Genomic DNA, 24,532 nt, shown 5'->3' with positions numbered 1-24,532 from the left:
ACCGGCACCGGCGGTTACTCGGCGTAGGGCTGGTCCGTTCCCTGGTCGCTGTAGCCGAGGCTCCAGATGTAGCCGTCCGGGTCGGCGAAGGTGCCGCCGTACCCGCCCCACGGCAGGGCGCCGGCGGGCTTGAGGATCGTGGCGCCGGCCTTCTCGACTTCCGCCATGACCTCGTCGACCCGCGCCTCACTGCGGACGACGTAGGTGAGGACGAGCCCGCTGAAGCCGCTGCCCTCCGGGCTCGTGCCCACCTGGCCGGCCAGGCCCTCACGGCCGTAGAAGCCGACCGGCGAGGCCCCGTCCGACTCGAAGAACACCGAGATGCCCCAGTCGTTCTTGATCTTCCAGCCGAGCCCCTCGGTGTAGAACTGCTTGGATCGGTCCAGGTCCCGGACTCCGAGAAGGATCGAGCTGACGTGCGCCTTCATGCCTTGTCTCCCTGTGCTTGAGATGCCGCCCGGACGGACGGCCCGGGCCTCCGGGTCGGGCCCGGATGTCACATCGGCGTGGTTTCGCCGGTCAGTCAGTACGACAGGCCCGAACGGAGGAATGTGACTGATGGCTGAGCAGGACTGGCTGAGCGAGCGGTTCGCCGAGCACCAGGGCCGCTTGCGGGCGATGGCCTACCGGATGCTCGGCTCCCCCGGCGAGGCCGAGGACGCGGTGCAGGAGGCATGGCTGCGGGTCAGCCGCGCCGACACCGACCAGGTGGAGAACCCGGCGGGCTGGCTGACCACGGTCGTCGCCCGGGTCTGCCTGAACATGCTCCAGGCCCGCCGGGCCCAGCGCGAGGAGTCGGCCGGGGCGCTGCCGCCCGAGCCGGACGTGGACGTCCATCCCACCGGCCGGGCCGGGCCCGAGGACGAGGCACTGCTGTCCGATTCGGTCGGCGTCGCGCTGATGGTGGTCCTGGAGACGCTGACTCCCGCCGAGCGGCTCGCGTTCGTCCTGCACGACGTCTTCGCCGTGCCGTTCGGCGAGATCGGCGCCGTCATCGACCGTTCCCCGGCGGCGGCCCGGCAACTGGCCAGCCGGGCCCGGCGCCGGGTGCAGGGAGCGGCCGACGCGTCCGACGCCGCGCGGTCGGCGAAGCGGGAGATCGTCGCCGCCTTCCTCGCCGCCTCCCGGAACGGGGATTTCGCCGCCCTGCTGGAACTGCTCGATCCGGACGCCGCGGTCGGCGAGGTCCGCGGCGGCCAGGCGGTGGCGGCGTTCTTCGCCGGACGGGCCCAGGCCGCCCGGCTCGCCCTGGTCGACGGCGTTCCGGGAGCCGTCTGGACGCACCGCGGCCGGCCGAAGGCGGTCTTCACGTTCACCGTCGACGACCGGAAGATCACCCGCATCACCATCGACACCGACCCGGACCGGCTCGGCGACCTCGACGTCGTCTTCCTCCCCGCCGGCGGCAGGGAGCGGCGTTGACCGGCCCGGACCTCAAGCTCTCGGCCTGCGCTCTGACCGTCCACGACGTTGACGAGGCGCTCGGCTTCTACCGCGACGTGCTCGGCTTCGAGGTGCGCGGTGACGGCGAATCCGCGGGGGTACGGCGGGTGAGCGTCGGCCCGCCGTCGCAGCCCGACGTGGGGATCCTGCTCCAGCCGCCCGGCGCCGGCCCGGGCGTCTCGCCGACCGACCGGCAGACGATCCAGGACCTCCTCTCCAACGGCCTGCTGGGCCACCTGGTCTTCGTGACCGACGACTGCGACGCCGCCTTCGAGCACATCGAGGCCACCGGCGCGGAAGTGATGCAGGAACCGGTCGACCGGCCCGGCGGCACCCGCGACTGCGCCTTCCTCGACCCCTCCGGCAACACGCTGCGATTCACCCAGCCACCACCGGCCGCGCAGAGCGCCCCGCCGGTGGCCCTCCGGGGCGGAGAGGGACCGTGCGACCCGACGTGGCGCGCGGCTCCGTCCTGATCCGCAGAACATGGAGACCGGTGCACCGCCACCGGCGACCACGCCACCGAACCACCGCCGTCCCCGAACCTCGTCGATCATCAGCGTGACAACGACCTCAGAGCGGGATCTGCACGCCCCGGCCTCCGTCCTACGCGCGCCTTGGGACGGCGCAGTAGGCCGCCAGCACCGCCGCGCCCCACACCGCCTGTGCTGCGAGCAGCGGACCGGTCACCCCGCCGGCGAACGCCATGAGCGCGGGCAGGCACCCGAGCACGGCGAGGTCGGCGCCGGCCAGTGCCCACAGCACCGGGCCGAGCGGCACCGAGCCGAAGGGCGTGTCCATGACGGGCATCGCGTGCTCAACGGGACGGCGCCGCGCCATCCGCAGCGCACCCGCCGCCAGCGCCGGCGCACACAGCCCCCCGAGCAGCCAGAAGGGTCCGCCGGGGGCCACGATGTCCAGTCCTGCCAGCGCGAGGGTCGACCAGGAGCCGCCGAGCAGGGCGGGCAGCACCGCCCTCGACGCGAGGAGCGCGCGCGGACCGGCGCCGAACAGGCGCGCCAGCGCCGCGTCCCCGGCGTCCCGGCGCGCCCCCGCGGCGCCCGTCGCGGCGACCGTCAACGCGCCCGCCGCAAGCACGATCAGCGCGCCCGCCGTCCCGCCACCCGCCCGCGCGGCCAGGGCAGGCAGAACGGTCGTCGCCGCCGCCAGCGCGAGGAGCCCCGGCCGCCGCGCCAGCCGCCGCCAGTCCAGCCAGGCGACCGCCGCCGCCCCGCGCAGCCGCGCCGGCCAGGCGCGCGATCGCAGGACGCGCGACCGCCAGTGCGCGTCCTCGGCGATCCAGGTCAGCGAACCGGGATCCATGACGACGAACGCGTCCGCCACGAGCCCCGCCCGGGTCGACGCGTCCAGGATGGCGCGGGCCGGGATGCGGGCGACGGCCGCCCAGGCCCGTCCCGCGAGACCGGCGGCCACCGCGGCCGATACGGACGCCACCGCCGTCCACGCCGCCAGAGGAGCCGACGCGATGCCGGAGAGCACTCCCTGCCCCGGCCCCGTACCCATGACCGCCACGGCCACCGCCACCACCACGAGGGAGGCGAGCACCGCGGTCAGCCGACCGTCCCAGGGCTGCGACGCCTGCGCCAGCACGGCCGTCGCCATCCCGCCCAGCGTCCACGACATGCCCAGCACCACGGACGCGAGCAGCCGGAGCGCCAACGCGTCGGGGCCGCCGAGCGCGCTCAGCAGCGCCAGGCCGAGGGCCGCACCGCCGACAGCGCACGCCACGACGAGGACCAGCAGCGTACGGGCCAGCACACCACGGCGCGGCAACGGCGAAAGGACCAGCCACGCGGCGTCCGCCGCCGACACCCCCACCGGCCCGACCACACGCGCGAGGGCCAGCGAGCCCGCCAGCAGCAACGCGATCAGCGCCAGGCCCGCACCCGCCCGCGCCGGATCGACGTCGCCGGGCAGAGCCGACACGGCGCGGCCGATCAGCGGGGCCACCAGCACCACCAGCAGGCCCAGGCTCAGCAGGGTGACGTACCGGTCGGACCATGTGCGACGCCTGCGCCCCCGGACCCGCACGAACGACCGGATCTCCACCGGCCCGCTCACGCCGCGGGCTCCAGGGCGACGTGCCGGGCGTCCTCGGCGAACCGCGGGTCGTGCGTCACCATCACCACCGTGCCGCCGTCCGCGGCATACTCGGCGAGCAGACCCGCGAGCCGTTCCCGGAAGGCCGTATCAAGTCCGCGCTCCGGCTCGTCCAGCAGCAACAACCGGCTCGGCCGCAGGAGCGCCATGGCCAGGGACAGCCGCTGGCGCTGCCCGGTCGACAACGACGACGGGGCCCGGTCGGCGCAGCCGACCAGCTCGAACAGCTCCAAGGCCGCCCCCACTTCCAGACGCCCGGAACCATGCACCGCTCGCATCAGCTCCAGGTGCTCCCTTACGGTCAGCCCCGGATACCAGGTGGGCTCGTCACCGGCCAGGGCGACCTCGCGCCAGAAATCCGGCTCGTCGACGGGCGGGCGCCCCAGCACGTCCACGCTGCCCGAGGCCTGCTGCAACCCCGCGAGGCAGCGCAGCAGGGTCGTCTTTCCGGCACCGTTGGCGCCGAGCACCGCGACCACCTCCCCGGGCACGACCGTGAGGTCGACTCCGCGCAGTACCGGAACGCCGCCCAGCTCCACACCCACGTCACGGGCGATGATGATCGGTTCGGTCATCGGCCCAGCCTAGAACCCGTCCGGTGGATCATGTGCGTGCCGATGGTCCGGCCGGAAGATTCATTGGCCGCACCAACAAGATAGGGTGCTCGTCGTGGAAAAGACCCCCTCGCGCCTGACCGCGAAGCCGAGTTGGCTGCTCGGCCAGGTAGCGGTGCACGCCCACCGGCTGGCGTCCGATGGTTTCGGCGAGGTGGGGGCGCGCGGGTACCACTACCGGATCCTGGCCGCGCTGGACGAGTTCGGGGCGGCCAGCCAGGCCGACCTCGGCCGCCGGTGCAACATGGACCGCAGCGACGTGGTGGCGGCGCTCAACGAACTGGCCGAGCAGGACTTCGTCGAGCGGACGCCGGACCCCGACGACCGAAGGCGCAACATCGTGACCCTCACCAAGGCGGGCCGACGACAGCTACAGCACATGGACCAGGCACTCGACAAGGTGCAGGACGACCTGCTCGAACCGCTCGCGGCCAAGGACCGGCAGACCTTGACCCGCCTGCTCGCGCAGCTCCTCGCCCACCACCAACGAGGGTGAGGAGCCCGACCCGGGCCTTCGCCACCGGTCGGTTGGTGGACGCCGCGTACTAGTCGGCCATGCCGCCGGCGAACGGCATCGTCCGCCATTGGTCGATGGCCGGCTTCACGTACTCCACCAGCGGGGGCAGCTGCGGCGCCAGGGTGAGGCAGGCGATGGCCCGCAGCATCCCCACGGCGTTCACGAACCCCAGCACGTCCTTGTCCAGCGGCCTCATGCCGTTGCGCCGCGCACCCCGGTCGTAGGCGGATTCGAGCGCCGGTCCCAAGGCGGCCAGGTCCCACTCGACGGGTCCCAGCGTGACCAGCTCGAAGTCGGAGTAGAGGTCCCTGTCCACCCCGGCGAAGATGTTGGCGGGTGGGGAGTCGCCGTGGATGGGCTGAAGGTCGATGCCCGGGAACCTCTCTTCGAACGCCGCGCGTGAGCGCACGAGAGGTTCCAGGATCTGCCATTCGCGGCGTGCGCGGTCCAGCTCGGCCGGACCGATCAGGTCGGGGTGGTTCTGGAGCAGGGCGAGGCTCTCCGTGACGAACCGCGGTTCGGCCGAGGACAGATACGGCAGGCGACCCGGGTACGCGCGCATCGCGGCGTGCAGGTCGGCGACCATTTCGCAGTTCGCCGCGTAGTCGGGTTCTCTGGCGGGGTCCTCCTCGACGAACTGCCAGAACGTCATCGAGAACCCGTCCCGCTGGACGGGTTCCCGCGGCACCAGGGGGCTGGGAGGGATCACGGGGGTCCCCTGGTCCGCCAGCCACCACGTCACGTCCAGTTCGGCCTGCTGGCGGCGCGCCAGGGAATCGAGGTCCGTGGAGTGCGGCAGAACGGTGGGGACCCGGGCCACGACCGGTGCGGGTGCGAGGTGAACGACGACGGAGAACAGGTCGTGCAGCACCGTGGCGTCAGTGACGCCCAGGCCCAGATCACGTCCTGCCCCGGCCGCCGCGTCGATCGCGGCACAGGTGCGGCGGGCGAGGTGTTGCGGCGTCGCGAAATCGGTCACGACTTGATCGTTCCACGTCGGGCGGCAGCACAACCACGGCTCACGCACCCGTCCCGTTCACCCGAGCAGGTCTCCGGGGCGGCCCGGGGGCCACGCCCACCAGGACGTGGTCCCCCAGATCACGCGCTCACAGCAGGTCGGCGACCATGGTCGCGAACTCCTCCGGCGTGATGATCCTGACCTCCAGCTTCTCGGCCTTGGCCCGCTTGGACCCGGCCTTCTCCCCCGCCACCACCAGCGAGGTCCTGGACGACACCGAGGAGGAGGCCTTGCCTCCGGCGTTTTCGATCAGTTCGTTCATCTGGTTGCGGGACAGCTCGGCCAGCGGACCGGTCATCGAGCCGGTCACCACCACCGACATCCCCGCCAGCGGCAGTTCGGCCGCGGCCTGCCCGGCGGCCTGCTGGGCCTGCTCGGCGTCCGGTCCGCCGCCGGGCGAGGGCGGGGTGGCGCCGGGCTCGGTCATGTTCACCCCGGCCGCCACCAGCTTGTCGATCAGCGGGGCCAGGTCGGCCAGCTCGGCGACCAGGATCGTGGCGCGTTCCGGGCCGACCCCGTCGACCTGCTGGAACGCCTCGGCGTCGGCGGCGCGGATGTGGTCCATCGTGGCGAAGTGCCGGGCGATGCGCCGCGACATCGACCGTCCGGTGCCGCGCACGCCCAGCGCGCAGAACACCTTGTTCAGCGGCTTGGACTTGGCGGCCTCGATCGCGCCCAGCAGGTTGTCGGTGCTGGTCTCGCCCATCCGCTCCAGCCCCAGGACCTGTTCGCGGGTCAGGGTGAACAGGTCGGCGAAGTCGGTGACGTGCCCGGCGGCCACCAGCTGGTCGATGATCTTCTCGCCGAGGCCCTCGATGTCGAGCTGGTCGCGGCCCACCGCGTACCGGATCGAGGTCACCGCTATGCAGGCGCGGCCCTGGACGCAGCGCCAGCGCTCCTGGCTCCGGTCGATCTCGCCGCCGCAGTGGGGACAGGTCCCGGGGATCGCGATCGGGGTCTGGTCGCCGGTGCGCAGCGACACCACCGGGGCCTCCACCCGCGGGATGACGTCCCCGGCGCGGTAGACGGTGACGCTGTCACCGATCATCAGGTCCCGGCGGGCGATGTCGGCCGGGTTGTGCAGCGTGGCGTAGGTGATGACCACCCCGTCGATCGCGACCGGCTCCAGCACCGCCCGCGGCGCGATGATGCCGGTGCGGCCGACGTTCCACTCCACCGCCAGCAGCTTGGTGATCTTCTCCACCGCGGGCAGCTTGTAGGCGATCGCCCAGCGCGGCGCGCGCGAGGAGAACCCGGCGTCGGCCTGGTCGGCGGCCAGATCGGCCTTGACCACGATGCCGTCGATCCCGAACTCCAGCTCGGCCCGCGCCCCGGCGATCTCCTCCACCCGCTGCTGCACCTGCTCGACCGTCTCGGCGGTGCTCCCGGCCACCGGGGTGACCGAGGTCGTCTGGATCCCCCACTCCTCCACCAGCCCCATGATCTGGCTGTGCGGCAGGGAACGCAGCCGCTCGGCCAGCTCCTCGCCGGTCCCCGCCCCGAACCCGGCGTCGTCGGGCAGCGGCAGCGCGCCATAGCCGAAGAACGTCATCTCGACCTTGTAGGGCCGGTCCTGGGCCCGCAACGACCCGGCCGCGGCGCTGCGCGGATTGGCGAACGCCGTCCCGCCGGAGGCCACCCGCGCCTCGGTGGCGGCCTCGAACTGCGCGGTCGTCATCAGGATCTCACCGCGGATCTCCACCGTGACCGGCGCCGACAGCCGTCGCGGCAACCCCAGCACGCTGTCGATGCCGTGCGAGACGTCCTCCCCGGCCGCGCCGTCGCCCCGCGTCACCAGCTGCGCCAGGCCGCCGTCGACGTACCGGGCCGAGATCGCCAGGCCGTCCAGCTTGGGCTCCACGCTCCACCGCTCGACCGGCCGCCCGATCCGGCGCTCCAGCCCCGCCGCCCAGGCCGCCAGCTCCTCGGCCCCGAACACGTTGTCCAGCGACAACATCGGCACGGTGTGCGGAACGTCCCCCACCACCGCGCCTCCGGCGACCTTCCCGGTCGGCGAGTCGGGCCGCACCTGCTCGGGGTGCGCCTGCTCGTAGGCGGCGATCCCCCGCACCAGCCGATCGAACTCGTCGTCGTCCAGTGGGGAGGAGCCGTCGGCGTAGTAGGCGGCCGACGCCTGGACGGCGGTCTGCACGGCCGCGGCGTAGGCGGCCTCATCTTCGATCAACGTGACCGGGGCGGTGTCGCTCATGATCCCATCATCCCGCCTGCCACTGACATTTTCGCCGGACGGCGGGGCGAGTGGCGCGCTCTCCCGCCCGGACGGCCGCACGGACAAGGCGAGAACGCGTTCACCCGTTGCCGCCCCACTCCGGGCACCGGCGGTGCGTTCGTCTGCGTCGGAACGGCGATATCCCCGGCTGACCGGATGCGCCGACACCGTTGCCATTCAATTGAAGCTCAAGCCCCGGCACGCCCCGCACAAGCAGGACGGACGGCCTTCACGCAGAGCCTGGACCCTTGCCATCGCCACAGCGGGCTCTCGCCGGTGGAATCCGATGGTGCTGCCGCACTCAAACCAGCGGTTCACCAGGGGGTTCGCTGTGTCAGGAGCGGAGCGTCGCAGCCGTGCTCGCGCGCCCCGCGTCCCGCGAGCAAAAGGATTCAATGGCCTTATTGCTCATAGGTCATTTATGGCATGCCACCCCCTTTATAAAATTAATTGAGGGGTGTATTGAAGCCATAATAGAGGTATCGTGCTTTGCGTGCTCCGGGGCCAAGTCGAAGCGCGGAAGTTCCAGCCCCGGCAGATGTGACATCGACACCCGGACGGCACGCGACCGCACGCCTACTGCTCCTGGCGACTCGCGTTCGGCGTCTTCTTTCGGCTGCCCGGAAACTGTGTGGGAGAAGCAATGGGCGTGCGATCATCCATCGCGATCCAGGCGTCGGGCCTGATCAAGATCTTCGGCGGCGACCGCGCGGTCGACGGCCTGGACCTGACGGTCCCCGCCGGAGTCGTGCACGGGTTCCTCGGCCCCAACGGCGCGGGCAAGACCACCACGATCCGCATGCTCTCCACGCTGCTGCGCCCGGACGGCGGCACGGCCACGGTGTTCGGCCACGACGTGGTGAACGAGGCGGACGCGGTGCGCGGCAGGATCAGCCTGACCGGGCAGTTCGTCTCCACCGACGAGCAGCTCACCGGCGTGGAGAACCTCGTGCTCGTCGCCCGGTTGCTGGGCCACTCCTGGCGCTGACCGGCCACCGGCAGGACGCCGGGACCGAGGCCGCCGGGAACGGCGCCGACGCCGATGTCCCCTGACCCGTTCCCGTGAGCCCTCCAGAAAGGAAACATCGACGTGACCGCACCGACCACTTCGCAGCACCCGCCTGTGACCCTGCACCGGGTGCTGTCGGTACGCACCCGGCCGAAACGTCCCGGCCCGCTGGCGGCCTCGCTCACGCACTTCTGGCGGGCGATGCGGACCTTCCGGCACTTCCCGGCGCAGCTCATCGACATCGTGGTGTTCCCGTTCGTCTTCCTGGTGGTGTTCACCTACCTGTTCGGCGGCGCCATCAGCGGGTCCACCGGCGACTACCTCCAGAACTTCGTGCCGGGCATCCTGGTGCAGACGGTGGTGATGATGTCGGTCTACACCGGCACGTCGCTGAACAGCGACATCACCAAGGGCATCCACGACCGGTTCCGCACCCTGCCGTTCCGGCAGCCCGCCACCCTGGTGGGCAACCTGCTGGGTGACGCGGTGCGCTACACGATCGCCCTGACCATCACCCTGCTGCTGGGCCTGGCGCTGGGCTTCCGGCCCCACGGCGTGCTCGGGGTGCTGGTGGCGTTCCTGCTGATGATGTTCTTCGCCTTCGCGGTGAGCTGGATCTTCACCGCCATGGGCGTGGTGGCGTCGCGGCCGGAGACGGTCTCGACCACCAGCATGATGGTGATGTTCCCGCTGGTCTTCGCCAGCAACATCTTCGTGCCCACGGACAGCCTGCCCGGGTGGATGGAGGCGTTCGTGAAGGTCAACCCGATCAGCCACGCCACCACGGCCTCCCGCGGGCTGATGCACGGCGACGCCGACGCCGGCGACATCGTCCTGACCCTCGCCACCTCCGGCGCCCTCATCGCCGTCTCCGCTCCCCTGGCGGTGTACAAGTACGCCAACAAGAACAAGCACTAACGAGGTCTCACCCCGGCACGACAGGCCGTGTGCGTGAGGGGGCGGGCGGGGTCAGGTCGCGTCGTCGACCGAGTCGTTCCAGATGACGGTGACGTGAGAGAAGTCCTCGGCGAACGTCAGGCGCACGGACTGGGAGTGCCAGACCGCGGTGTTGTAGACGTGGGCGGTCGGCAAGGAGAAGTGGATGGAGGCCGTCCGGGGGCGCCGGATCGACGGCTCGCACGGCTCGCCCTCGATCCGGATCCACTCGGCGGGGCGGGCGGCCTGGATCTCCCGGGTGGTCGTCCCCAGGTTGCCCGTGTGCGTCCTGGTCCTGGTCACCTCCATGGGCACCGGAACGCCGTCCACCAGCACCCGGTACCAGTCCGCCCCCGGCCTTCTGGGGCTGAGGCACACCTGCCGCCCATCCAGCTCGAAATCCACCATGCGGTTCACACTAGAGACGAACGGCGTGGCCCATGGTGTCGGCTTGCGCAACCGCTGATCGACGCCTCCAGCACCGGCAGAGGACCCTGACTCCCACCGCGAACGGTGCCGGCAGGCCGTAACGAGCGCGATGGACGGCACGGCGAAGAAGGTTTCGTCCCCACGACACCCGAGCGGCAATGACATGGGCTTCCGGTCCTGGACCGGGTTCGAGGGGCGAAGACAACGTCGGCTCAGGGCGATGCGGGCCCTCGCATGGCTCGGTGGCGGCCAGGGCCATGTGCTCCGCCTGCCCGAGGAGCCCGCGTTCGTGACACACTCGCTGGACAAGACGAGCTGATTGAGTGGGGCCGCTGACCTGCCGAACCGGGCTGCCGAAGCCGGCACCAGCGTTGTGACCGAAGTTCTCCACCCTGAGGGGCCGCTTCCCCGAAGGCCGGGTGTTCATCGAAGGAAGCGACATCGTGAGCAGCAACCTGCAGGTCGCCGTGGTCGAACGGCGCGACACCGTGGTGGTCCTGGCGGTCACCGGCGAGCTCGACATGCGCACCAGCTCCCGGTTCCTCGACGTGGCCCAGGGCAGTGTCGACACCGGTCACCCCGACGTGATCCTGGACCTGGTCGGCGTGCCGTTCTGCGACTCCAGCGGGCTGAACGCCCTGGTCCTGCTGTACCGGCGGCTGCATGCCGCAGGTGGCTCACTGGCCCTGGCGCAGGTCCCCGACCGCCTGGCCCGGCTGCTGTCGCTCACCGGTGTCGACCGGCTGATCCCCAGCCACCTCACCACCAAGGCAGCCCTGGCCGCCCGCTCCACCACGCAGAACAGCCACCCTGCGTCCTGAGCCGAACCCATGGGCCGGACGACCCGCGCCGTGCCGGCTCGAAGGGGCGGTCATCCCGCGAGGAAACGCAGGAGCTCCGCGGTGACGAACCGGGGGTTCTCCTCGACGAGCCAGTGTCCCGCCTTCGGCACGTCCACAGCGCGCACGATGTTGGTCATGCGTGGAGCCACCGTGGCCCGGATCGCGTTGAGCTGGCCTTGGGCGGTCATGAGCAGGGCCGGGACACGGATGGGTGTCGCTGCCACGGTGTCGCGGACGTCCTTGTCGAGGGCGCGGTAGAGCTCGAAGCCTCCCGACAGGACCTCGGGCCGGCGGTAGGTCCGTGCGTACTCGTCGATCTCGGCGTCGGTGAACGGGGACCGCTGCGAGGTGCCGCCGAACGCCGTGCCGCCGAACGAGACCTGGGGATAGAACAGCGCCAGGTACTCGCGGACGTCGTCGCCGACGACCGCCTCGGGGACCCGTCGCTGGGAGTGGAAGGCGATGTGCCAGCTCAGCGAGCGGTACAGGGACGCGTTGATCGCGGGTCCGGGGAGCGGCAGGTCGAGGTAGCGGTGTCGCCGGGGAACTGGCTCGCGTACTGGAACGCCACCGCGGCGCCGAAATCGTGCCCGACGACGCGGGCGTCGCGTACCCCGAGACGATCGGCGACCAGCCTGTGCACGTACCGCGCCAGAGTGGCTTTGTCGTAGCCGGTGGGTGAGCCGGTGCTGTCCCCCAGGCCGGGAAGGTCGATGGCGTAGACGGTGTGCTTCTCGGCGAGCGCGGGCATGATCGGCCACCAGCCGTACCAGGTCTGTGGCCAACCGTGGATCAGCACGACCGGCGTGCCGCTGCCGCCGGTCACGTAGTGCATGCGGACGCCGTCGACGTCGGCGAACCCGTGCCGGAAGGCGCTCTGGAACGCCGGGTCGCGCTGGGCGGCGACGGCGTAGGGGGCGACGTTCCCGGACGGCGGCGTGGAGCAGGCCGCGGTGCCGACCGTGAGCGGGAGGGCGAGCGCGAGGGCCGCCGCGGTACGCGCGGATGGGAGGAAACGGCGCGTCAGCGACCGTGTTGAGGTGATCATGTGTTCCTGTCCTGGGGAGGGTGGCGGAGTCAGCGCCCGGTCGTACCGTCGATGAGTTCGCGGAGGATGTCCGCGTGGCCCGCGTGGCGGCCGGTCTCCTGGATCATGTGGGCGAGCGCCCAGCGGATGCTGGGAACGGGACGGCCCGGCCGCGCTCGGGGAACCGGCGCGCCGGGATCGGCGCACCGGTCGAGGACGTCGTTCGCGCGCTCGACCGTCTCCCGGTAGCGGGCCACGACATCGGCCACGCTGTCGGCCGGTGGGGCCTGGAACGTCGCCTGCCAGTCGGTGACCTCGTCTCCGAGGAAGGTCGAGCGTTCGACGAAGGTCAGGTGGTTGAGCAGGCCGAGCAGGTTCGTGCCCGACGGCACCGCGGCTGTTCGCACCCGCGGTTCGGGGGCACCGTCGACCTTCGCGACGATCGAGGCCCGGAGGTAGTCGAGGAATCCGCGCAGGACCTCGGTCTCGCCGCTTCCGGTCCGGGGCGGCGGGGTGTCGCCGCGGCGCGTGGTGGCGGGCACGGTGGTCTCCTTGTTCTGTCGGGAACGGTGCCGGTCGCCGTGTCAGGCGGTGCGGCGGATGAGGAGGACATGGTCGGTGACCTCGGCGGTGCGCCCGCCCGGTCCGGTCGCGGTCCGGCGGGGCGCGTCGGCCCGTTCGACCGTCCACGCCGCCGCGTCCAGGCCGATGCCCGCGGCGACCTCACGCGGGCTCGGGTACGTGACGTCGGGATCCTGGTTCCACGACCACGGCGCCGTCGAACCGTGGTCGACGACCAGCAGCCGCCCGCCCGGGCGCAGCGCGCACGCGGCCGAACGCAGGACGGTGGCTCTGTCCAGGTCCAGGGGCGTGTGCAGGTAGTGGGCGCAGACCAGGTCGAATCCACCCTGCGGGAAGGACTCGTGCAGGTCGTGCCGCTCGGCGGTGACGCGGCCGCCCAGGCCGTGTGATCGGGCGAGGGCGGCGAGCCGCTCGACCGCCACGGCCGAGACGTCGACGGCGGTGACGTGCCACCCCTGGCGGGCGAGCCACAGCGCGTCGCCGCCGTCGCCGCACCCCAGGTCCAGCGCGTCGCCGGGCGGCAGGCCCGTGGCCGTCTCGGTGAGGAGGGGGTTCGGCCGCGGGTCGACGGCCGCCGTCCGGGCCGCGTGAACGCCGTCCCAGAACGTGACCGCATCGGTGGTGCTCATCAAGGCTCCTTCTGTCGGTACGCGCCCAGTTTTGCCAGGTGCTCCACGATCTGGCACGGAATCTTGCGGTTCCGGCAAGATGGCCTCGTGGACCGCACAACGGAAGACGTTCTCGACGCGGTGGGACCTCGGCTGCGGGGGCTGCGCCGCGACCGCGGCATCACCCTCGCCGACCTCGCGGCGACGACCGGGGTGTCGGAGAGCACCCTGTCCCGGTTGGAGAGCGGGCAGCGCCGGGCGACCCTGGAGTTGCTGCTACCGCTGGCCCGCATCTACGACGTTCCGCTGGACGACCTCGTCGGCGCCCCGCGCACGGGCGACCCCCGGATCCACCTCAAGCCGATCCGCCGGTTCGGAATGGTCTTCGTGCCGCTGTCCCGGCGGCCGGGCGGCGTGCACGCGTTCAAGATGATCATCCCCGCCCGGCCGGCCCCGCTCGAACCGACCCCGCAGACCCACGAGGGCTTCGAATGGCTGTACGTGCTCAGCGGGCGCCTGCGGCTGGTGGTCGGCGAGCGCGACCTGACGTTGCCGCCCGGTGAGGCGGCCGAGTTCGACACGTCGCTGCCGCACTGGCTGGGCAGCGCCGACGGCGGCGCGGTCGAGGTCCTCATCCTGTTCGGCCTGCAAGGGGTGCGTTCGCACGTACGCGCCGATACCCACCGGCCGTCTCCCGACGGGGGCCAGGGGTAGCCCTCGTCCCGTCCCGTCCCGTCACGTCCGCCTCCGGCGGGCGTTGCCTCACTACTCAGTGATACTCTATAGTAGTACTCGGTACTACAAAGTACCTACAGAACGAAGAGGGCCCGCGATGGACGACCTGACGGAGATGCTCAAGGGCACGCTGGAGGGCTGCGTGCTCCAAATCATCAGCGGCGAGGAGACCTACGGGTACGCCATCACGCGTCGGCTGAACGAACTCGGCTTCGCCGACGTCGTCGAGGGGACCGTGTACACCATCCTGGTGCGGCTGGAGAGGAACGGGCTCGTCCAGGTGACGAAGCGGCCGTCCGAACTGGGCCCGCCGCGCAAGTTCTACGCGCTCAACGACGCCGGACGTGAGCACCTCGCGAAGTTCTGGGCGAAATGGCAGTACGTCTCATCACGCATCGACAAGCTCAAGGAGGGCGGGAGATGAGCTTCTGGGAGACCATCACGGGCAGCGACCTCACCCGGGAATGGAAGGCGTTCGACGCCCGGGCCCAGGCCCTGCCGGAGGACTACCGGGTGGCGTGGGCGCAGATCAAGGGCCACCTGCTCCCCCACTCGGACTTCACCGGCCGCAACCTGATGCCGATCCTCGATGCCGCCCTGGGGCTGCTGGAGGAGACCGCGGCGGACGGGCAGAGCGTCCGCGAGGTGCTCGGCGAGGACGTCGCGGGCTTCTGCGCGGCGCTGGCCGGCGGACAGGGGGCCCGAACCTACCGCGACCGGTGGCGTGAGCAGCTGAACAGGAACGTCGCGAGGAAACTGAGCCGGTTGGGAGGCTGACGTGGGTATCCAGGACATCATCGAGGGCAAGAAGCAGTGGCGGGCGCACATGGCGCGCGTCAAGGCGCTCCCGGAGGACTACCAGATCGTCTACAAGGAGATGCAGCGGTACCTGTTCAAGGTCGGGCCGGTCGACCTGCCCGACGGGCCCCTGCTCCCGGGGATCGTCGACTTCTTCGAGGAGGGCGCCGCCGCGGGCAAGGGGGTCCTGGAACTCACCGGCACCGACGTCGCCGCGTTCTGCGACGACCTGATCAAGGACTCCCCCACCTACGCGGACCTCTTCCAGGACTCCCAGCGCGGAGGATCCGGCACGGTCGAGAAGTAACACCCTTCAACCGGAACCGACGGACAACCTCGGTTCCCTGACCAGCGACAGCCTGCTCGTCGCCGTGCGCGCCGAGTCGCGCCGGTCCCTTCCCCAGGCCATCGTCATGGCCGCTCGTGCCGCTCGGCCGGCCGACGCCGTGATCCCCGGCACGATCGTCACTGCGCACAACCATCTGGGCTGACATCTGCCCCCCGCCGGTCCGGCCTGCGATCCCGCCGACATCTCGGCCGGCGCCGCCACCGGCCACATCCCCGGACGGCATCACCGCCCGCGGCCCTTGATCCCCTGTCCCCCTGTCCTCCGTGAGGAGCATCGTCATGGCGAACCTGGCCATCGCGGCCAGCGGACTGCGCAAGTCCTACCGCGGCAAGAACGGCGACAAGGTCGTGCTCGACGGCATCGACCTGGCCGTCCCCGAAGGAACGGTCTTCTCCCTGCTCGGCCCCAACGGCGCCGGCAAGACCACCACCGTCCAGATCCTGTCCACCCTGATCCCGGCCGACGGCGGCGACATCCGGGTGGCGGGTCACGACCTGGCCAAGGACCCCCAGGCGGTGCGCGCGTCCATCGGTGTCACCGGCCAGTACTCGGCCGTGGACAAGCTGCTGACCGGCGAGGAGAACCTCAATCTCATGGCCGACCTGCACCATCTGCCGCGCCGCGCGGGCCGGCAGCTCACCGCGCGGTTGCTGGAGCGGTTCGACCTGGTCGAGGCCGCCCGCAAGCCCGCCTCCACCTACTCCGGCGGCATGCAGCGCCGCCTGGACCTGGCCATGACCCTGGTCGGAAACCCGCGCGTCATCTTCCTGGACGAGCCCACCACCGGCCTGGACCCGCGCAGCCGCCGCACCATGTGGCAGATCATCCGAGAGCTGGTGGAGAGCGGCGTCACCATCTTCCTCACCACGCAGTACCTGGAGGAGGCCGACCAGCTCGCCGACCGCGTCGCGATGCTCGACCACGGCACGCTGATCGCCCAGGGCACCCCCGAAGAGCTCAAACGGCTCATCCCCGGCGGGCACGTCAGCCTGCGCTTCGCCGACCAGCACCACGTCGACTCCGCCCTGCGCGCCCTGGGCACCGGCCTCCTCGACGGCGACGCCCTCACCCTGCAGATCCCCAGCGACGGCAGCGTCGGCTCCCTGCGCCAGATGCTCGCCCGCCTGGACGACCACTCCATCGACGTCGAGGAACTGTCGGTCCACACCCCCGACCTCGACGACGTCTTCCTCACCCTCACCGGCAACCCCAAGGACGCAGTTCGATGAGCACCGCCGTTCGCACCCGTCCCCTGGCCGACTCGGCGACGATGATCCGCCGGCGCCTGAAGCACATGCTCCGCTATCCGGCGATGACGGTGCAGATCATCGGCATGCCGGTCGTCTTCCTGCTGCTGTTCGTCTACGTCTTCGGCGGCACGCTCGGCAACGGGCTCGCCGGCGGGGGAGGCCGCGAAGCGTACATCGACTACGTGACCCCCGGCATCATCCTGATGACCACGGTCGGCGCCGCCACCAGCACCGCCATCTCGGTGTCCATGGACATGGCCGAGGGGATCGTCGCCCGGTTCCGGACCATGGCCATCGCCCGGTCGTCGATCCTCACCGGGCACGTCGTCGGCACCCTGGTCTCCATCGCGATCAGCATCGTGGTCGTCACCGTCGTCGCGCTGGCGATCGGCTTCCGGCCCAACGCCAACCCCGCCGAGTGGGTCGCCGCCGCGGGGCTGCTGACGCTGTTCGTCTTCTCGCTCACCTGGCTGGCCGTCGCGCTCGGCCTGGTGGCCAAGAACCCCGAGAGCGCCAGCAACGCGCCCCTGCTGCTGATGCTCCTGCCGTTCTTCGGCAGCGGCTTCGTGCCCACCGACTCGATGCCGACCGCCCTGCGCTGGTTCGCCGAGTACCAGCCGTTCACGCCCGCCATCGAGACCCTGCGCGGCCTGCTGATGGGCGACGCCATCGGCACCAGCGGCTACCAGACCGTCGCCTGGTCCGTGGGCATCACCCTGGTCGGCTTCCTCTGGTCGGTGAAGCTGTTCGGCCGCGATCCCAGCCGCTGACCGGATCCACCGTCGGGAACCGGCCGAACGGGGCCGTCAGACCTACGGATCTGACGGCCCCGAACCTTCGACACCGAAGTCGCCGCCCAGGTCGGCACGGGTGTGTCAGAGCCCCTCTTTCCTGCGAACCATGCGAGCTACATCCGGGTCCGCGCGTACGCATGCAGCGCGTCGCGGACGAACCTCGCCCCCGCGGCGTCGTCGTACATGCCCGCGAAGCGGGGGTCGTCGACGTACATGTCCCCCATGCCTTTCACCATCTCGACCGAGCGTTCCCGGTCGCCCTCGGCCGTAGGGGTGCCCGGGATCTGGCTCAGCCACCGGACGTGCCGGGCGGCCAGCGACTGAGCGTGCTCAGATGTCGGCGCGACCCCGGCCTTCGCCGCGGCGACCCATGCGGCGACGAGGTCTTCGGCGTCCTGCTTCCAGGCCTGCTGCTGGGCGAGGGTCTTACCGTGCCACCAGTCGTTGCTCACCTGGAACGCGTGCTCGCCCCAGCGTGAGATCACCTCGTCCTTGTAGTGGTCGTTGAACCCCGCCAACATGACGTCCATCTGCGGTTCCGCCCCCGCCTCCAGGGCTTCGAGCGTGTGACGCACAGACCGGATCTGCCGTTCGATGCGGTCCCGTTCCTCTTCCAGCGCGGCGATGTGGGCGCGGAGACCGTCGCACGTGTCCACCTCGTCGGCCAGGACCTCGGCGATGGCCGGCAAACCCATGCCGAGCCGGCGCATGAGCAGGATCCGCTGGAGGCGGGCGACCGCGGTGGAGTCGTAGTAGCGGTACCCGTTCGCGCCGACCCGGGACGGAGCCAAGAGCCCGAAGCTGTCGTAGTGACGCAGGGTGCGGCTGGTGATGCCGGCCCTTACCGCGAGTTCCTGGATCGTCCACTCCATCGTTCCAGTGTTACCCGCGATGGACCGTGGCCGCGATGATCTCCGAGCTGTCGGCGTGCAGGGCCTGCGCCGCCGTCCGCCCGGTCGCCGCCAGGTAGGCGTCGACCAGCCGGTTGCCCGCGGCGTACCCGGCGCCCATCGGCAGTCCCACCGGGGGCAGGCCGAAGCGTTCGGCGCTGGGGTCGCCGTGCACCCAGGCGGTGAAGTTCTGCATGCCCGTCACGTCGAGTCCGGTGAGCACCTTGCTGAAGACCTCGTCGTCGTGCAGGTGCGGCACGCCGATGCGGGTGGGGCCGAGCTCGTCGCCGTAGAGCTGCCGGGCGAAGGCGTCCGCCAGGCCCTCGGAGACGATGTGATCGCCGACCGTGACGGTCATCGGGTTCCACACGACCCCGCCGGGTCCGAACCGCAGGTTGTGGTGGAGTTCGTGCACGGCGGTGGCCTCCAGCCGCTCCACGTTCTCGGGGAACGGCCAGAGCGTGATCACGATGTGGCCCGAGATGCCGCCGAACCCGGTCACTCCCCGGCAGGGCCCCATGAAGTGCTCGTCCCCCGGGTCACCGAGCACGAACAGCACGGTGATGTCCGGGACCTCCAGCCCCGGCGTCGCCTCCAGCAGGACGGCGAGGGCGTCGTCGAGGGCGCGTTGCATCCGCTCCCAGGCCCCGGCCGCCGCCAGGGTTTCGAGGGCGTCGAGGCAACGCTGCTCGTCGCGGTCGATGGGGAACCCGGACGCTTCGAGGTGCATGGCCACCAGGTCGATCTCGCCGGGGTGGTAGCGGTACATGCCCCTGGTGGGCTCCAGCATCGAACGCAGCAGGCCGACGCGGTCCGCGACCGGGGCCAGCAGGATCCGCCGCATGGCGGAGTAGGTGTCAAGAACAGTGATCGACATGGCCGCGATGCTAGAAGTTGACGCAACGTCAAGGTCAAGCCGGTGGCGCCGATCCGTTCGAGCCCCCCGGGGGCCTGCGCCCCCGAGACCCCGACATAGCGTTCACTTTCAACCCAATGCAACGCTCCGAAGGTCGTCGTTGCGTTATCTTGCAAGATCGTTGCAACGATTACTCTGCATCTACCTGCACAAACATTATTTATCCGCAACGATCTTCTTGCAGATTCCGTCAAAGCAACGTAGCTTTTCCAATGTCAGAAACGACAAGCGCAGGAGCCCACGATGCAGACGTTCTCCACCCCCGCCCCGATCACCGTCGCCCTGGACATCCCCGCCGGGCGCGTGCAGTTCATCGCCGCCGACCGGACCGACACGACCGTCCAGGTCCGCCCCGCCGACCCCTCCCACGGCCGCGACGTCAAGATGGCCGAGCAGACCACGGTCGACTACCGCGACGGTGTCCTGCGGATCACGGCCTCGGCCAAGAACCAGCTGCTCGGTCCTTCCGGGTCCATCGAGGTGACCGTCCAGCTGCCCGCCGGTTCCGGGGTCGAGGCGAAGGCGGCCAGCGCCGAGGTCCAGGCCGTGGGGCGGCTCGGCGAGGTCACCTTCAAGGGTTCCCACGGCCCGGTCGACATCGAAGAGGTCGCCGGCCTCCACCTCACCACCGACGCCGGTGACGTCAAGGTCGGCCGCCTGGACGGCCCCGCGGACATCAGCACCGGCAAGGGCGACATCGACATCGCCGAGGCCGTGCGCGGCGCGGTCGCGCTGCGCACCCAGGCCGGTGCGATCTCGGTCGGCGCCGCCTCCGGCGTCTCGGCCGCTCTGGACGCTCACACCTCCTACGGGCGCATCCACAACAGCCTCAAGAACGACGGCGCCGCCGAGCTGAACATCCGCGCCACCACCGACTACGGCGACATCACCGCCCGCAGCCTCTGACCCGCGGCCGCTGAGGTCGTGCCCCTGCGCTCCCCGGCTCACCAGGCCCAGTTCACCGAGGCCATGAGCAGCACCTCGGGGCGCATCCCGTAGATCGAACGCTTGCAAGAAGGAGATTGATGATGAAGAACGGCGACAACGGTTTGTCTTCGGCGGGACTGCGCAGGGTGCGCGGTGTGCTGGAGCGGCATGTGGAATCGGGCAAGATCCCCGGGCTGGTGGCGTTGGTCGGCCACGGCGAGCACACCCACATCGAGGCCCTGGGCACCCTGCACCACGGCGGGGGCGCGCCGATGCGCCCCGACACCATTTTCCGGATGGCCTCCACCTCCAAGCCGGTGGCGATCGCGGCGGCGATGGTGCTGGTGGATGAGTGCCGGCTGCGCCTGGATGACCCGATCCAGTCCTGGCTGCCTGAGCTGGCCGACCGCCAAGTGCTCACGCGCGTCGATGGGCCGCTGGAGGACACCGTGCCGGCGCGGCGCCCCATCACCGTGCGGGACCTGTTGTCCTCCACCTTCGGGCTGGGCATGGACATGACCTCGCTGGGCACCCCGATCATGGACGCGATCTTCGCCCAGGGCCTGACCCCCAACCTGCCCGAACCCATGCCCGCCCCCGACGAATGGCTGCGCCGCCTGGGGGAATTGCCGTTGATGTACCAGCCGGGTGAGCGCTGGCAGTACCACATCAGCCACGATGTGCTGGGGGTGCTGGTGGCCCGGGTCACCGGCCAGCCCCTGGAGACCTTCCTGCACGAGCGGATCTTCGAGCCGCTGGGCATGGTCGACACCGCCTTCCACGTGCCCCCCGGCAAGATCGACCGGCTGCCCACCCTGTATGCCCCCGACCCCCAGACCGGGCAGATGGTGGTGTGGGACGCCCCCCAGGGCGGCCGCTGGAGCCAGCCCCCGGCCTTCCCCAGCAGCGGGGGCGGGCTGGTGTCCACCGCCCAGGACTACCACGCCTACTTCCAGATGCTGCTGAACGGCGGGACCCACCGCGGCCGGCGGATCCTGTCGCGACCGGCCGTTGAGCTGATGACCACCAACCAGCTCACCGCCGCCCAGCAGGCCGCCCGGCACACCCTGGCGGTGGACAACGTGCACCTCTCCCACGGCCAGGGCCAGCAGGGCGGCTGGGGATTTGGCATGGCGGTGCGCACCTACCGCGGCGACTATGCGCCGGTGGGGCAGTTCGGCTGGGACGGCGGGGCGGGCACCGCCACCTACGCCGATCCGGTCAACCGGCTGGTGGGCATCCTGCTCACCCAGGTCGGCGCCTCCACCCCCGACTCGATGCGCCTGATCCAGGACTTCTGGACCACCCTCTACCAGGCCATCGACGACTGACATCGAGCCCGCACCCAATGCCGCCGCCACCAGCGACAACGCCTCCAACGCAACGGAGTGCGGCTGGAACGCCGAGTCGCTCGTGGACGGCAGCGCTGACCGGCACATGAAAGGGCCCCGGCGATCATGCCGGGGCCCTCTGCCGTACCTGCCCAGACAGCCTGCGGCAGCCACCGAGTCGCCAAGGCGGACCGACGAACCTCTGCGCCTTCCGCCACTCCCCCACCGGCGGCCCCTCCCGTAATGATCATCAACGGTTCGGCGCGGGCACGCCGCGCCGTTGGGCCGGAACGCGGGCTTCGTCCCGGTCCTGGACGTGCGACACCTCACGTCAAGTTGAATGATTCGCGTTTAGGAACGTAGGTTGGGCGCCATGACCGCATCCCAGCCCCCGACCACCGCAGAGGAGCTGCGCGGTGCCGGCCTGCGGGTGACGGCCGCCCGCGTCGCGCTGCTCGAGACCGTCCGGAACGGTGACCACCTCGACGTCGAGACCATCGCCTCGGGGGTGCGTGACCGCGTGGGTCACATCTCCCTCCAGGCCGTGTACGAGGCCCTTCACGCGCTCACCGCGGTGGGACTGGTGCGCCGCATCGAACCCGCCGGCAGCCCGGCCCGGTTCGAGGGACGCGTCGGCGACAACCACCACCACCTGGTGTGCCGCAACTGCGGGGCGGTCAAGGACGTCGACTGCGTCGTGGGGCACCCGCCCTGCCTGACCCCGGTGGACGACGCCGGCTACCTGGTCGACGAGGCCGACGTCACGTTCTGGGGGCTGTGCCCCCGGTGCCGCTCCGAGTCCGGCTGATCCGCGCCCCTCCCGGCGCCGCCGCGCCGGAGGCGGACGACGCCGGAAGGAACGCCGGGTCGGATCGCAGCCGTTCGGGCCGGCCCGCGCGGACCGGCCCGAGCGCCCGGATCAGGCGAGGTCGAACCGGTCGAGGTTCATGACCTTGTCCCACGCCGCGACGAAGTCGCGCACGAACTTCTCCTTGGCGTCGTCGCTGGCGTAGACCTCGGCGAGCGCGCGCAGCTCCGAGTTCGAGCCGAACAGCAGGTCGACGCGGCTGCCGGTCCACCTGACCTCGCCCGTGACGGCGTCGCGGCCCTCGAACGCCTCGGCGTCCTCCGACGTCGGCCGCCACGTCGTGCCCATGTCGAGCAGGTTGACGAAGAAGTCGTTGGTCAGGACCCCGGGGTTCTCGGTGAGGACGCCCAGCGGCGACCGCTGGTGGTTGGCGCCCAGCACCCGCAGCCCGCCGACCAGGACCGTCATCTCGGGCGCGCTCAGCGTGAGCAGGTTCGCCCGGTCGATGAGCAGGAACTCGGCCGGCAGCCGGTTGCCCTTGCCGAGGTAGTTGCGGAACCCGTCGGCGGACAGCTCCATCGCGGCGAAGGACTCCACGTCGGTCTGCTCCTGCGAGGCGTCCACGCGTCCCGGCGTGAAGGGCACCTCGACGTCGTACCCGGCGTCCCTGGCGGCCTTCTCGACGGCGGCGCACCCGGCGAGCACGATCAGGTCGGCGAGCGAGATCCGCTTGTCACCGGCCTGGGCGGCGTTGAACGACTCCTGGATCCCCTCCAGGGCGCGCAGCACCATCGCCAGCTCGTCGGGGTCGTTGGCCTCCCACCCGCTCTGCGGCTCCAGGCGGATGCGCGCGCCGTTGGCGCCGCCGCGCTTGTCGCTGCCGCGGAACGACGAGGCCGACGCCCACGCGGCGAAGACCAGCTGGGAGACCGTCAGCCCCGAGGACAGGACCTGCTCCTTCAGGGCGGCGACGTCCTCGGGCCCGACCAGCTCGTGGGTGAGCGGCGGGAGCGGGTCCTGCCACAGCAGCGTCTCGGCCGGGACCTCCGGTCCCAGGTAGCGCGCGATGGGCCCCATGTCGCGGTGGGTCAGCTTGAACCACGCGCGGGCGAACGCGTCGGCGAACTCGTCGGGGTTCTCCAGGAAACGCCGCGAGATCTGCTCGTAGATCGGGTCGAACCGGAGCGACAGGTCGGTGGTCAGCATCGTCGGGGCGTGCCGCTTGGACGGGTCGTGCGGGTCGGGGACGAGCCCGTTGCCGGCGCCGTCCTTGGGCTTCCACTGGTGGGCGCCGGCGGGGCTCTTGGTGAGCTCCCACTCGTAGGCGAACAGGGTCTCGAAGAAGCTGTTGTCCCACGCGATCGGGGTGGGGGTCCAGATGCCCTCCAGCCCGCTGGTGATCGCGTCCCCGCCCTTGCCGGTGCCGTAGGTGCTCGTCCAGCCGAGGCCCTGCTCCTCGATCGAGGCGCCCTCGGGCTCGGGGCCGACGTGGTCCGCCGGACCCGCGCCGTGCGTCTTGCCGAAGGTGTGCCCGCCGGCGATGAGGGCGACCGTCTCCTCGTCGTTCATCGCCATGCGGCGGAACGTCTCACGGATGTCCCGGGCCGCGGCGATCGGGTCCGGGTTGCCGTTGGGGCCCTCCGGGTTGACGTAGATGAGGCCCATCTGGACGGCGGCCAGAGGGTTCTCGAGCTCCCGGTCGCCGCTGTAGCGCTCGTCGCCGAGCCAGGTGCTCTCGGGGCCCCAGTAGACGTCCTCGTCGGGCTCCCACACGTCCTCGCGGCCACCGGCGAAGCCGAACGTCTTGAAGCCCATCGACTCCAGGGCGACGTTGCCGGCGAGGATCATCAGGTCGGCCCACGAGATCTGCTGGCCGTACTTCTTCTTGACCGGCCACAGCAGCCGGCGGGCCTTGTCGAGGTTGGCGTTGTCCGGCCAGCTGTTGAGGGGCGCGAAACGCTGCTGGCCGGCTCCGGCGCCGCCGCGGCCGTCGCTGATGCGGTAGGTGCCCGCGCTGTGCCACGCCATCCGGATGATGAACGGGCCGTAGTGCCCGAAGTCGGCCGGCCACCAGTCCTGGGAGGTGGTGAGCGCCTCCGCGATGTCCCGCTTCACGGCGGGCAGGTCGAGGCCCTGGAACGCCTCGGCGTAGTCGAACTCCTCACCGAGGGGGTTGGCCACGGCGGGGTTCTTGGCGAGGATCCGCAGGTTGAGCCGGTTCGGCCACCAGCCGCGGTTGCCGCCGCCCTGGGTGGGGTGCGGGGCGCGCTCGTGTGCGACCGGACAGCGGCCCGCGCTCTCGGTGTTCGTGTCGTAGACGACCGGCTCTTGGGTTTCCGACATGAGGGAGGATCCTTC

General features: G+C 71.0%; 27 protein-coding genes and 1 pseudogene. 15 read left to right on the top strand and 13 right to left on the bottom strand.

Features of this window, described 5'->3' with window-relative positions:
• Positions 1 to 14 precede the first annotated feature (14 nt).
• Complete coding sequence (locus HNR61_RS23900) at positions 15 to 428, bottom strand: VOC family protein (protein WP_182845413.1); 414 nt, start codon at positions 426 to 428, stop codon at positions 15 to 17.
• Positions 429 to 558: 130 nt separating this feature from the next.
• On the opposite strand from HNR61_RS23900, the gene HNR61_RS23895 reads away from it, so the two are divergent.
• Positions 559 to 1,422, top strand: a complete 864-nt coding sequence (locus HNR61_RS23895; protein ID WP_182845412.1) for a sigma-70 family RNA polymerase sigma factor — start codon at positions 559 to 561, stop codon at positions 1,420 to 1,422.
• Positions 1,419 to 1,919, top strand: a complete 501-nt coding sequence (locus tag HNR61_RS23890) for a VOC family protein (protein ID WP_182845411.1) — start codon at positions 1,419 to 1,421, stop codon at positions 1,917 to 1,919. The genes HNR61_RS23895 and HNR61_RS23890 overlap by 4 nt, the downstream gene beginning before the upstream one ends.
• Positions 1,920 to 2,049: 130 nt before the next feature.
• On the opposite strand, the gene HNR61_RS23885 is transcribed toward HNR61_RS23890, so the two are convergent.
• Positions 2,050 to 3,525, bottom strand: a complete 1,476-nt coding sequence (locus tag HNR61_RS23885) for a DUF6297 family protein (RefSeq protein WP_312898060.1) — start codon at positions 3,523 to 3,525, stop codon at positions 2,050 to 2,052.
• A complete protein-coding gene (ccmA, locus tag HNR61_RS23880; protein ID WP_182845410.1) occupies positions 3,522 to 4,139 on the bottom strand; it encodes a heme ABC exporter ATP-binding protein CcmA in 618 nt (205 codons plus the stop codon). The genes HNR61_RS23885 and ccmA overlap by 4 nt, the downstream gene beginning before the upstream one ends.
• 94 nt (positions 4,140 to 4,233) lie before the next feature.
• Here ccmA and HNR61_RS23875 point away from each other — a divergent pair, with 94 nt between their 5' ends.
• On the top strand, positions 4,234 to 4,674 hold the full coding sequence (locus tag HNR61_RS23875; protein WP_182845409.1) for a MarR family winged helix-turn-helix transcriptional regulator: 441 nt from the start codon (positions 4,234 to 4,236) through the stop codon (positions 4,672 to 4,674).
• A gap of 49 nt (positions 4,675 to 4,723) precedes the next feature.
• Here HNR61_RS23875 and HNR61_RS23870 read toward each other — a convergent pair whose 3' ends face one another.
• On the bottom strand, positions 4,724 to 5,674 hold the full coding sequence (locus HNR61_RS23870; protein ID WP_182845408.1) for a phosphotransferase: 951 nt from the start codon (positions 5,672 to 5,674) through the stop codon (positions 4,724 to 4,726).
• 127 nt (positions 5,675 to 5,801) lie between these two features.
• Positions 5,802 to 7,922, bottom strand: coding sequence for an NAD-dependent DNA ligase LigA (gene ligA / locus HNR61_RS23865; RefSeq protein WP_182845407.1), 2,121 nt, complete (start codon positions 7,920 to 7,922; stop codon positions 5,802 to 5,804).
• A gap of 664 nt (positions 7,923 to 8,586) precedes the next feature.
• On the opposite strand from ligA, the pseudogene HNR61_RS23860 reads away from it, so the two are divergent.
• Positions 8,587 to 8,916, top strand: a pseudogene (locus tag HNR61_RS23860) (ATP-binding cassette domain-containing protein); the annotation flags it as partial.
• Positions 8,917 to 9,033: 117 nt separating this feature from the next.
• On the top strand, positions 9,034 to 9,870 hold the full coding sequence (locus tag HNR61_RS23855; RefSeq protein WP_312898059.1) for an ABC transporter permease: 837 nt from the start codon (positions 9,034 to 9,036) through the stop codon (positions 9,868 to 9,870).
• A 51-nt stretch (positions 9,871 to 9,921) separates the two neighbouring features.
• On the opposite strand, the gene HNR61_RS23850 is transcribed toward HNR61_RS23855, so the two are convergent.
• Positions 9,922 to 10,296 carry a hypothetical protein gene (locus tag HNR61_RS23850; protein ID WP_182845405.1) on the bottom strand — a complete coding sequence of 125 codons (375 nt, stop codon included), beginning with the start codon at positions 10,294 to 10,296 and terminating at the stop codon, positions 9,922 to 9,924.
• 464 nt (positions 10,297 to 10,760) lie between these two features.
• Between HNR61_RS23850 and HNR61_RS23845 the strand changes: the two genes are divergently transcribed.
• Positions 10,761 to 11,138 (top strand): STAS domain-containing protein, encoded by a 378-nt coding sequence (locus tag HNR61_RS23845; protein WP_182845404.1) that lies wholly within the window; start codon positions 10,761 to 10,763, stop codon positions 11,136 to 11,138.
• A 50-nt stretch (positions 11,139 to 11,188) separates the two neighbouring features.
• Here the strand turns inward: HNR61_RS23845 and HNR61_RS46920 are convergent, their stop codons facing one another.
• The 4 genes from HNR61_RS46920 to HNR61_RS23830 all read right to left on the bottom strand — a co-directional run bounded on the left by HNR61_RS46920 (position 11,189) and on the right by HNR61_RS23830 (position 13,397).
• Entirely contained in the window at positions 11,189 to 11,383 is a 195-nt protein-coding gene (locus HNR61_RS46920; protein WP_220509719.1) for an alpha/beta fold hydrolase family protein, read from the bottom strand.
• Positions 11,384 to 11,631: 248 nt separating this feature from the next.
• Complete coding sequence (locus tag HNR61_RS46915) at positions 11,632 to 12,207, bottom strand: alpha/beta fold hydrolase (protein ID WP_220509718.1); 576 nt, start codon at positions 12,205 to 12,207, stop codon at positions 11,632 to 11,634.
• A 29-nt stretch (positions 12,208 to 12,236) separates the two neighbouring features.
• A complete protein-coding gene (locus tag HNR61_RS23835; protein ID WP_182845403.1) occupies positions 12,237 to 12,728 on the bottom strand; it encodes a DinB family protein in 492 nt (163 codons plus the stop codon).
• Between the two features lie 42 nt (positions 12,729 to 12,770).
• Positions 12,771 to 13,397: an SAM-dependent methyltransferase gene (locus tag HNR61_RS23830; protein WP_182845402.1), complete on the bottom strand. Its 627-nt coding sequence runs from the start codon at positions 13,395 to 13,397 to the stop codon at positions 12,771 to 12,773.
• 87 nt (positions 13,398 to 13,484) lie between these two features.
• Here HNR61_RS23830 and HNR61_RS23825 point away from each other — a divergent pair, with 87 nt between their 5' ends.
• The 6 genes from HNR61_RS23825 (at position 13,485) to HNR61_RS23800 (ending at position 17,278) form a co-directional block, all read left to right on the top strand.
• Positions 13,485 to 14,090, top strand: coding sequence for a helix-turn-helix domain-containing protein (locus HNR61_RS23825; protein ID WP_182845401.1), 606 nt, complete (start codon positions 13,485 to 13,487; stop codon positions 14,088 to 14,090).
• 118 nt (positions 14,091 to 14,208) lie between these two features.
• Complete coding sequence (locus tag HNR61_RS23820; protein ID WP_182845400.1) at positions 14,209 to 14,535, top strand: PadR family transcriptional regulator; 327 nt, start codon at positions 14,209 to 14,211, stop codon at positions 14,533 to 14,535.
• Positions 14,532 to 14,888 carry a DUF1048 domain-containing protein gene (locus HNR61_RS23815; RefSeq protein ID WP_182845399.1) on the top strand — a complete coding sequence of 119 codons (357 nt, stop codon included), beginning with the start codon at positions 14,532 to 14,534 and terminating at the stop codon, positions 14,886 to 14,888. Before HNR61_RS23820 ends, HNR61_RS23815 begins: the two co-directional genes overlap by 4 nt.
• 1 nt (position 14,889) lies before the next feature.
• Positions 14,890 to 15,216, top strand: a complete 327-nt coding sequence (locus HNR61_RS23810; RefSeq protein ID WP_182845398.1) for a DUF1048 domain-containing protein — start codon at positions 14,890 to 14,892, stop codon at positions 15,214 to 15,216.
• Between the two features lie 320 nt (positions 15,217 to 15,536).
• Complete coding sequence (locus HNR61_RS23805) at positions 15,537 to 16,487, top strand: ATP-binding cassette domain-containing protein (protein ID WP_182845397.1); 951 nt, start codon at positions 15,537 to 15,539, stop codon at positions 16,485 to 16,487.
• Positions 16,484 to 17,278: an ABC transporter permease gene (locus HNR61_RS23800; RefSeq protein ID WP_182845396.1), complete on the top strand. Its 795-nt coding sequence runs from the start codon at positions 16,484 to 16,486 to the stop codon at positions 17,276 to 17,278. Before HNR61_RS23805 ends, HNR61_RS23800 begins: the two co-directional genes overlap by 4 nt.
• A gap of 137 nt (positions 17,279 to 17,415) precedes the next feature.
• On the opposite strand, the gene HNR61_RS23795 is transcribed toward HNR61_RS23800, so the two are convergent.
• Together HNR61_RS23795 and HNR61_RS23790 are read right to left on the bottom strand one after the other, a co-directional pair.
• The gene (locus HNR61_RS23795) at positions 17,416 to 18,174 is read right to left on the bottom strand and encodes a MerR family transcriptional regulator (RefSeq protein ID WP_182845395.1); all 759 of its coding nucleotides are present in this window, start codon (positions 18,172 to 18,174) and stop codon (positions 17,416 to 17,418) included.
• A 10-nt stretch (positions 18,175 to 18,184) separates the two neighbouring features.
• Positions 18,185 to 19,069, bottom strand: coding sequence for a DUF2268 domain-containing putative Zn-dependent protease (locus HNR61_RS23790; protein WP_182845394.1), 885 nt, complete (start codon positions 19,067 to 19,069; stop codon positions 18,185 to 18,187).
• 282 nt (positions 19,070 to 19,351) lie between these two features.
• Here HNR61_RS23790 and HNR61_RS23785 point away from each other — a divergent pair, with 282 nt between their 5' ends.
• The 3 genes from HNR61_RS23785 to HNR61_RS23775 all read left to right on the top strand — a co-directional run bounded on the left by HNR61_RS23785 (position 19,352) and on the right by HNR61_RS23775 (position 22,174).
• Positions 19,352 to 20,014, top strand: coding sequence for a DUF4097 family beta strand repeat-containing protein (locus HNR61_RS23785; protein WP_182845393.1), 663 nt, complete (start codon positions 19,352 to 19,354; stop codon positions 20,012 to 20,014).
• A gap of 122 nt (positions 20,015 to 20,136) precedes the next feature.
• On the top strand, positions 20,137 to 21,366 hold the full coding sequence (locus HNR61_RS23780; protein WP_182845392.1) for a serine hydrolase domain-containing protein: 1,230 nt from the start codon (positions 20,137 to 20,139) through the stop codon (positions 21,364 to 21,366).
• A gap of 373 nt (positions 21,367 to 21,739) precedes the next feature.
• A complete protein-coding gene (locus HNR61_RS23775; protein WP_182845391.1) occupies positions 21,740 to 22,174 on the top strand; it encodes a Fur family transcriptional regulator in 435 nt (144 codons plus the stop codon).
• Between the two features lie 111 nt (positions 22,175 to 22,285).
• On the opposite strand, the gene katG is transcribed toward HNR61_RS23775, so the two are convergent.
• On the bottom strand, positions 22,286 to 24,517 hold the full coding sequence (gene katG, locus HNR61_RS23770; protein ID WP_182845390.1) for a catalase/peroxidase HPI: 2,232 nt from the start codon (positions 24,515 to 24,517) through the stop codon (positions 22,286 to 22,288).
• Positions 24,518 to 24,532: the final 15 nt, after the last annotated feature.

Source organism: Actinomadura kijaniata, from assembly GCF_014138665.1.
Classification (GTDB): Bacteria; Actinomycetota; Actinomycetes; order Streptosporangiales; family Streptosporangiaceae; genus Spirillospora; species Spirillospora kijaniata.
This window is presented reverse-complemented; position numbering and strand designations above follow the sequence as displayed.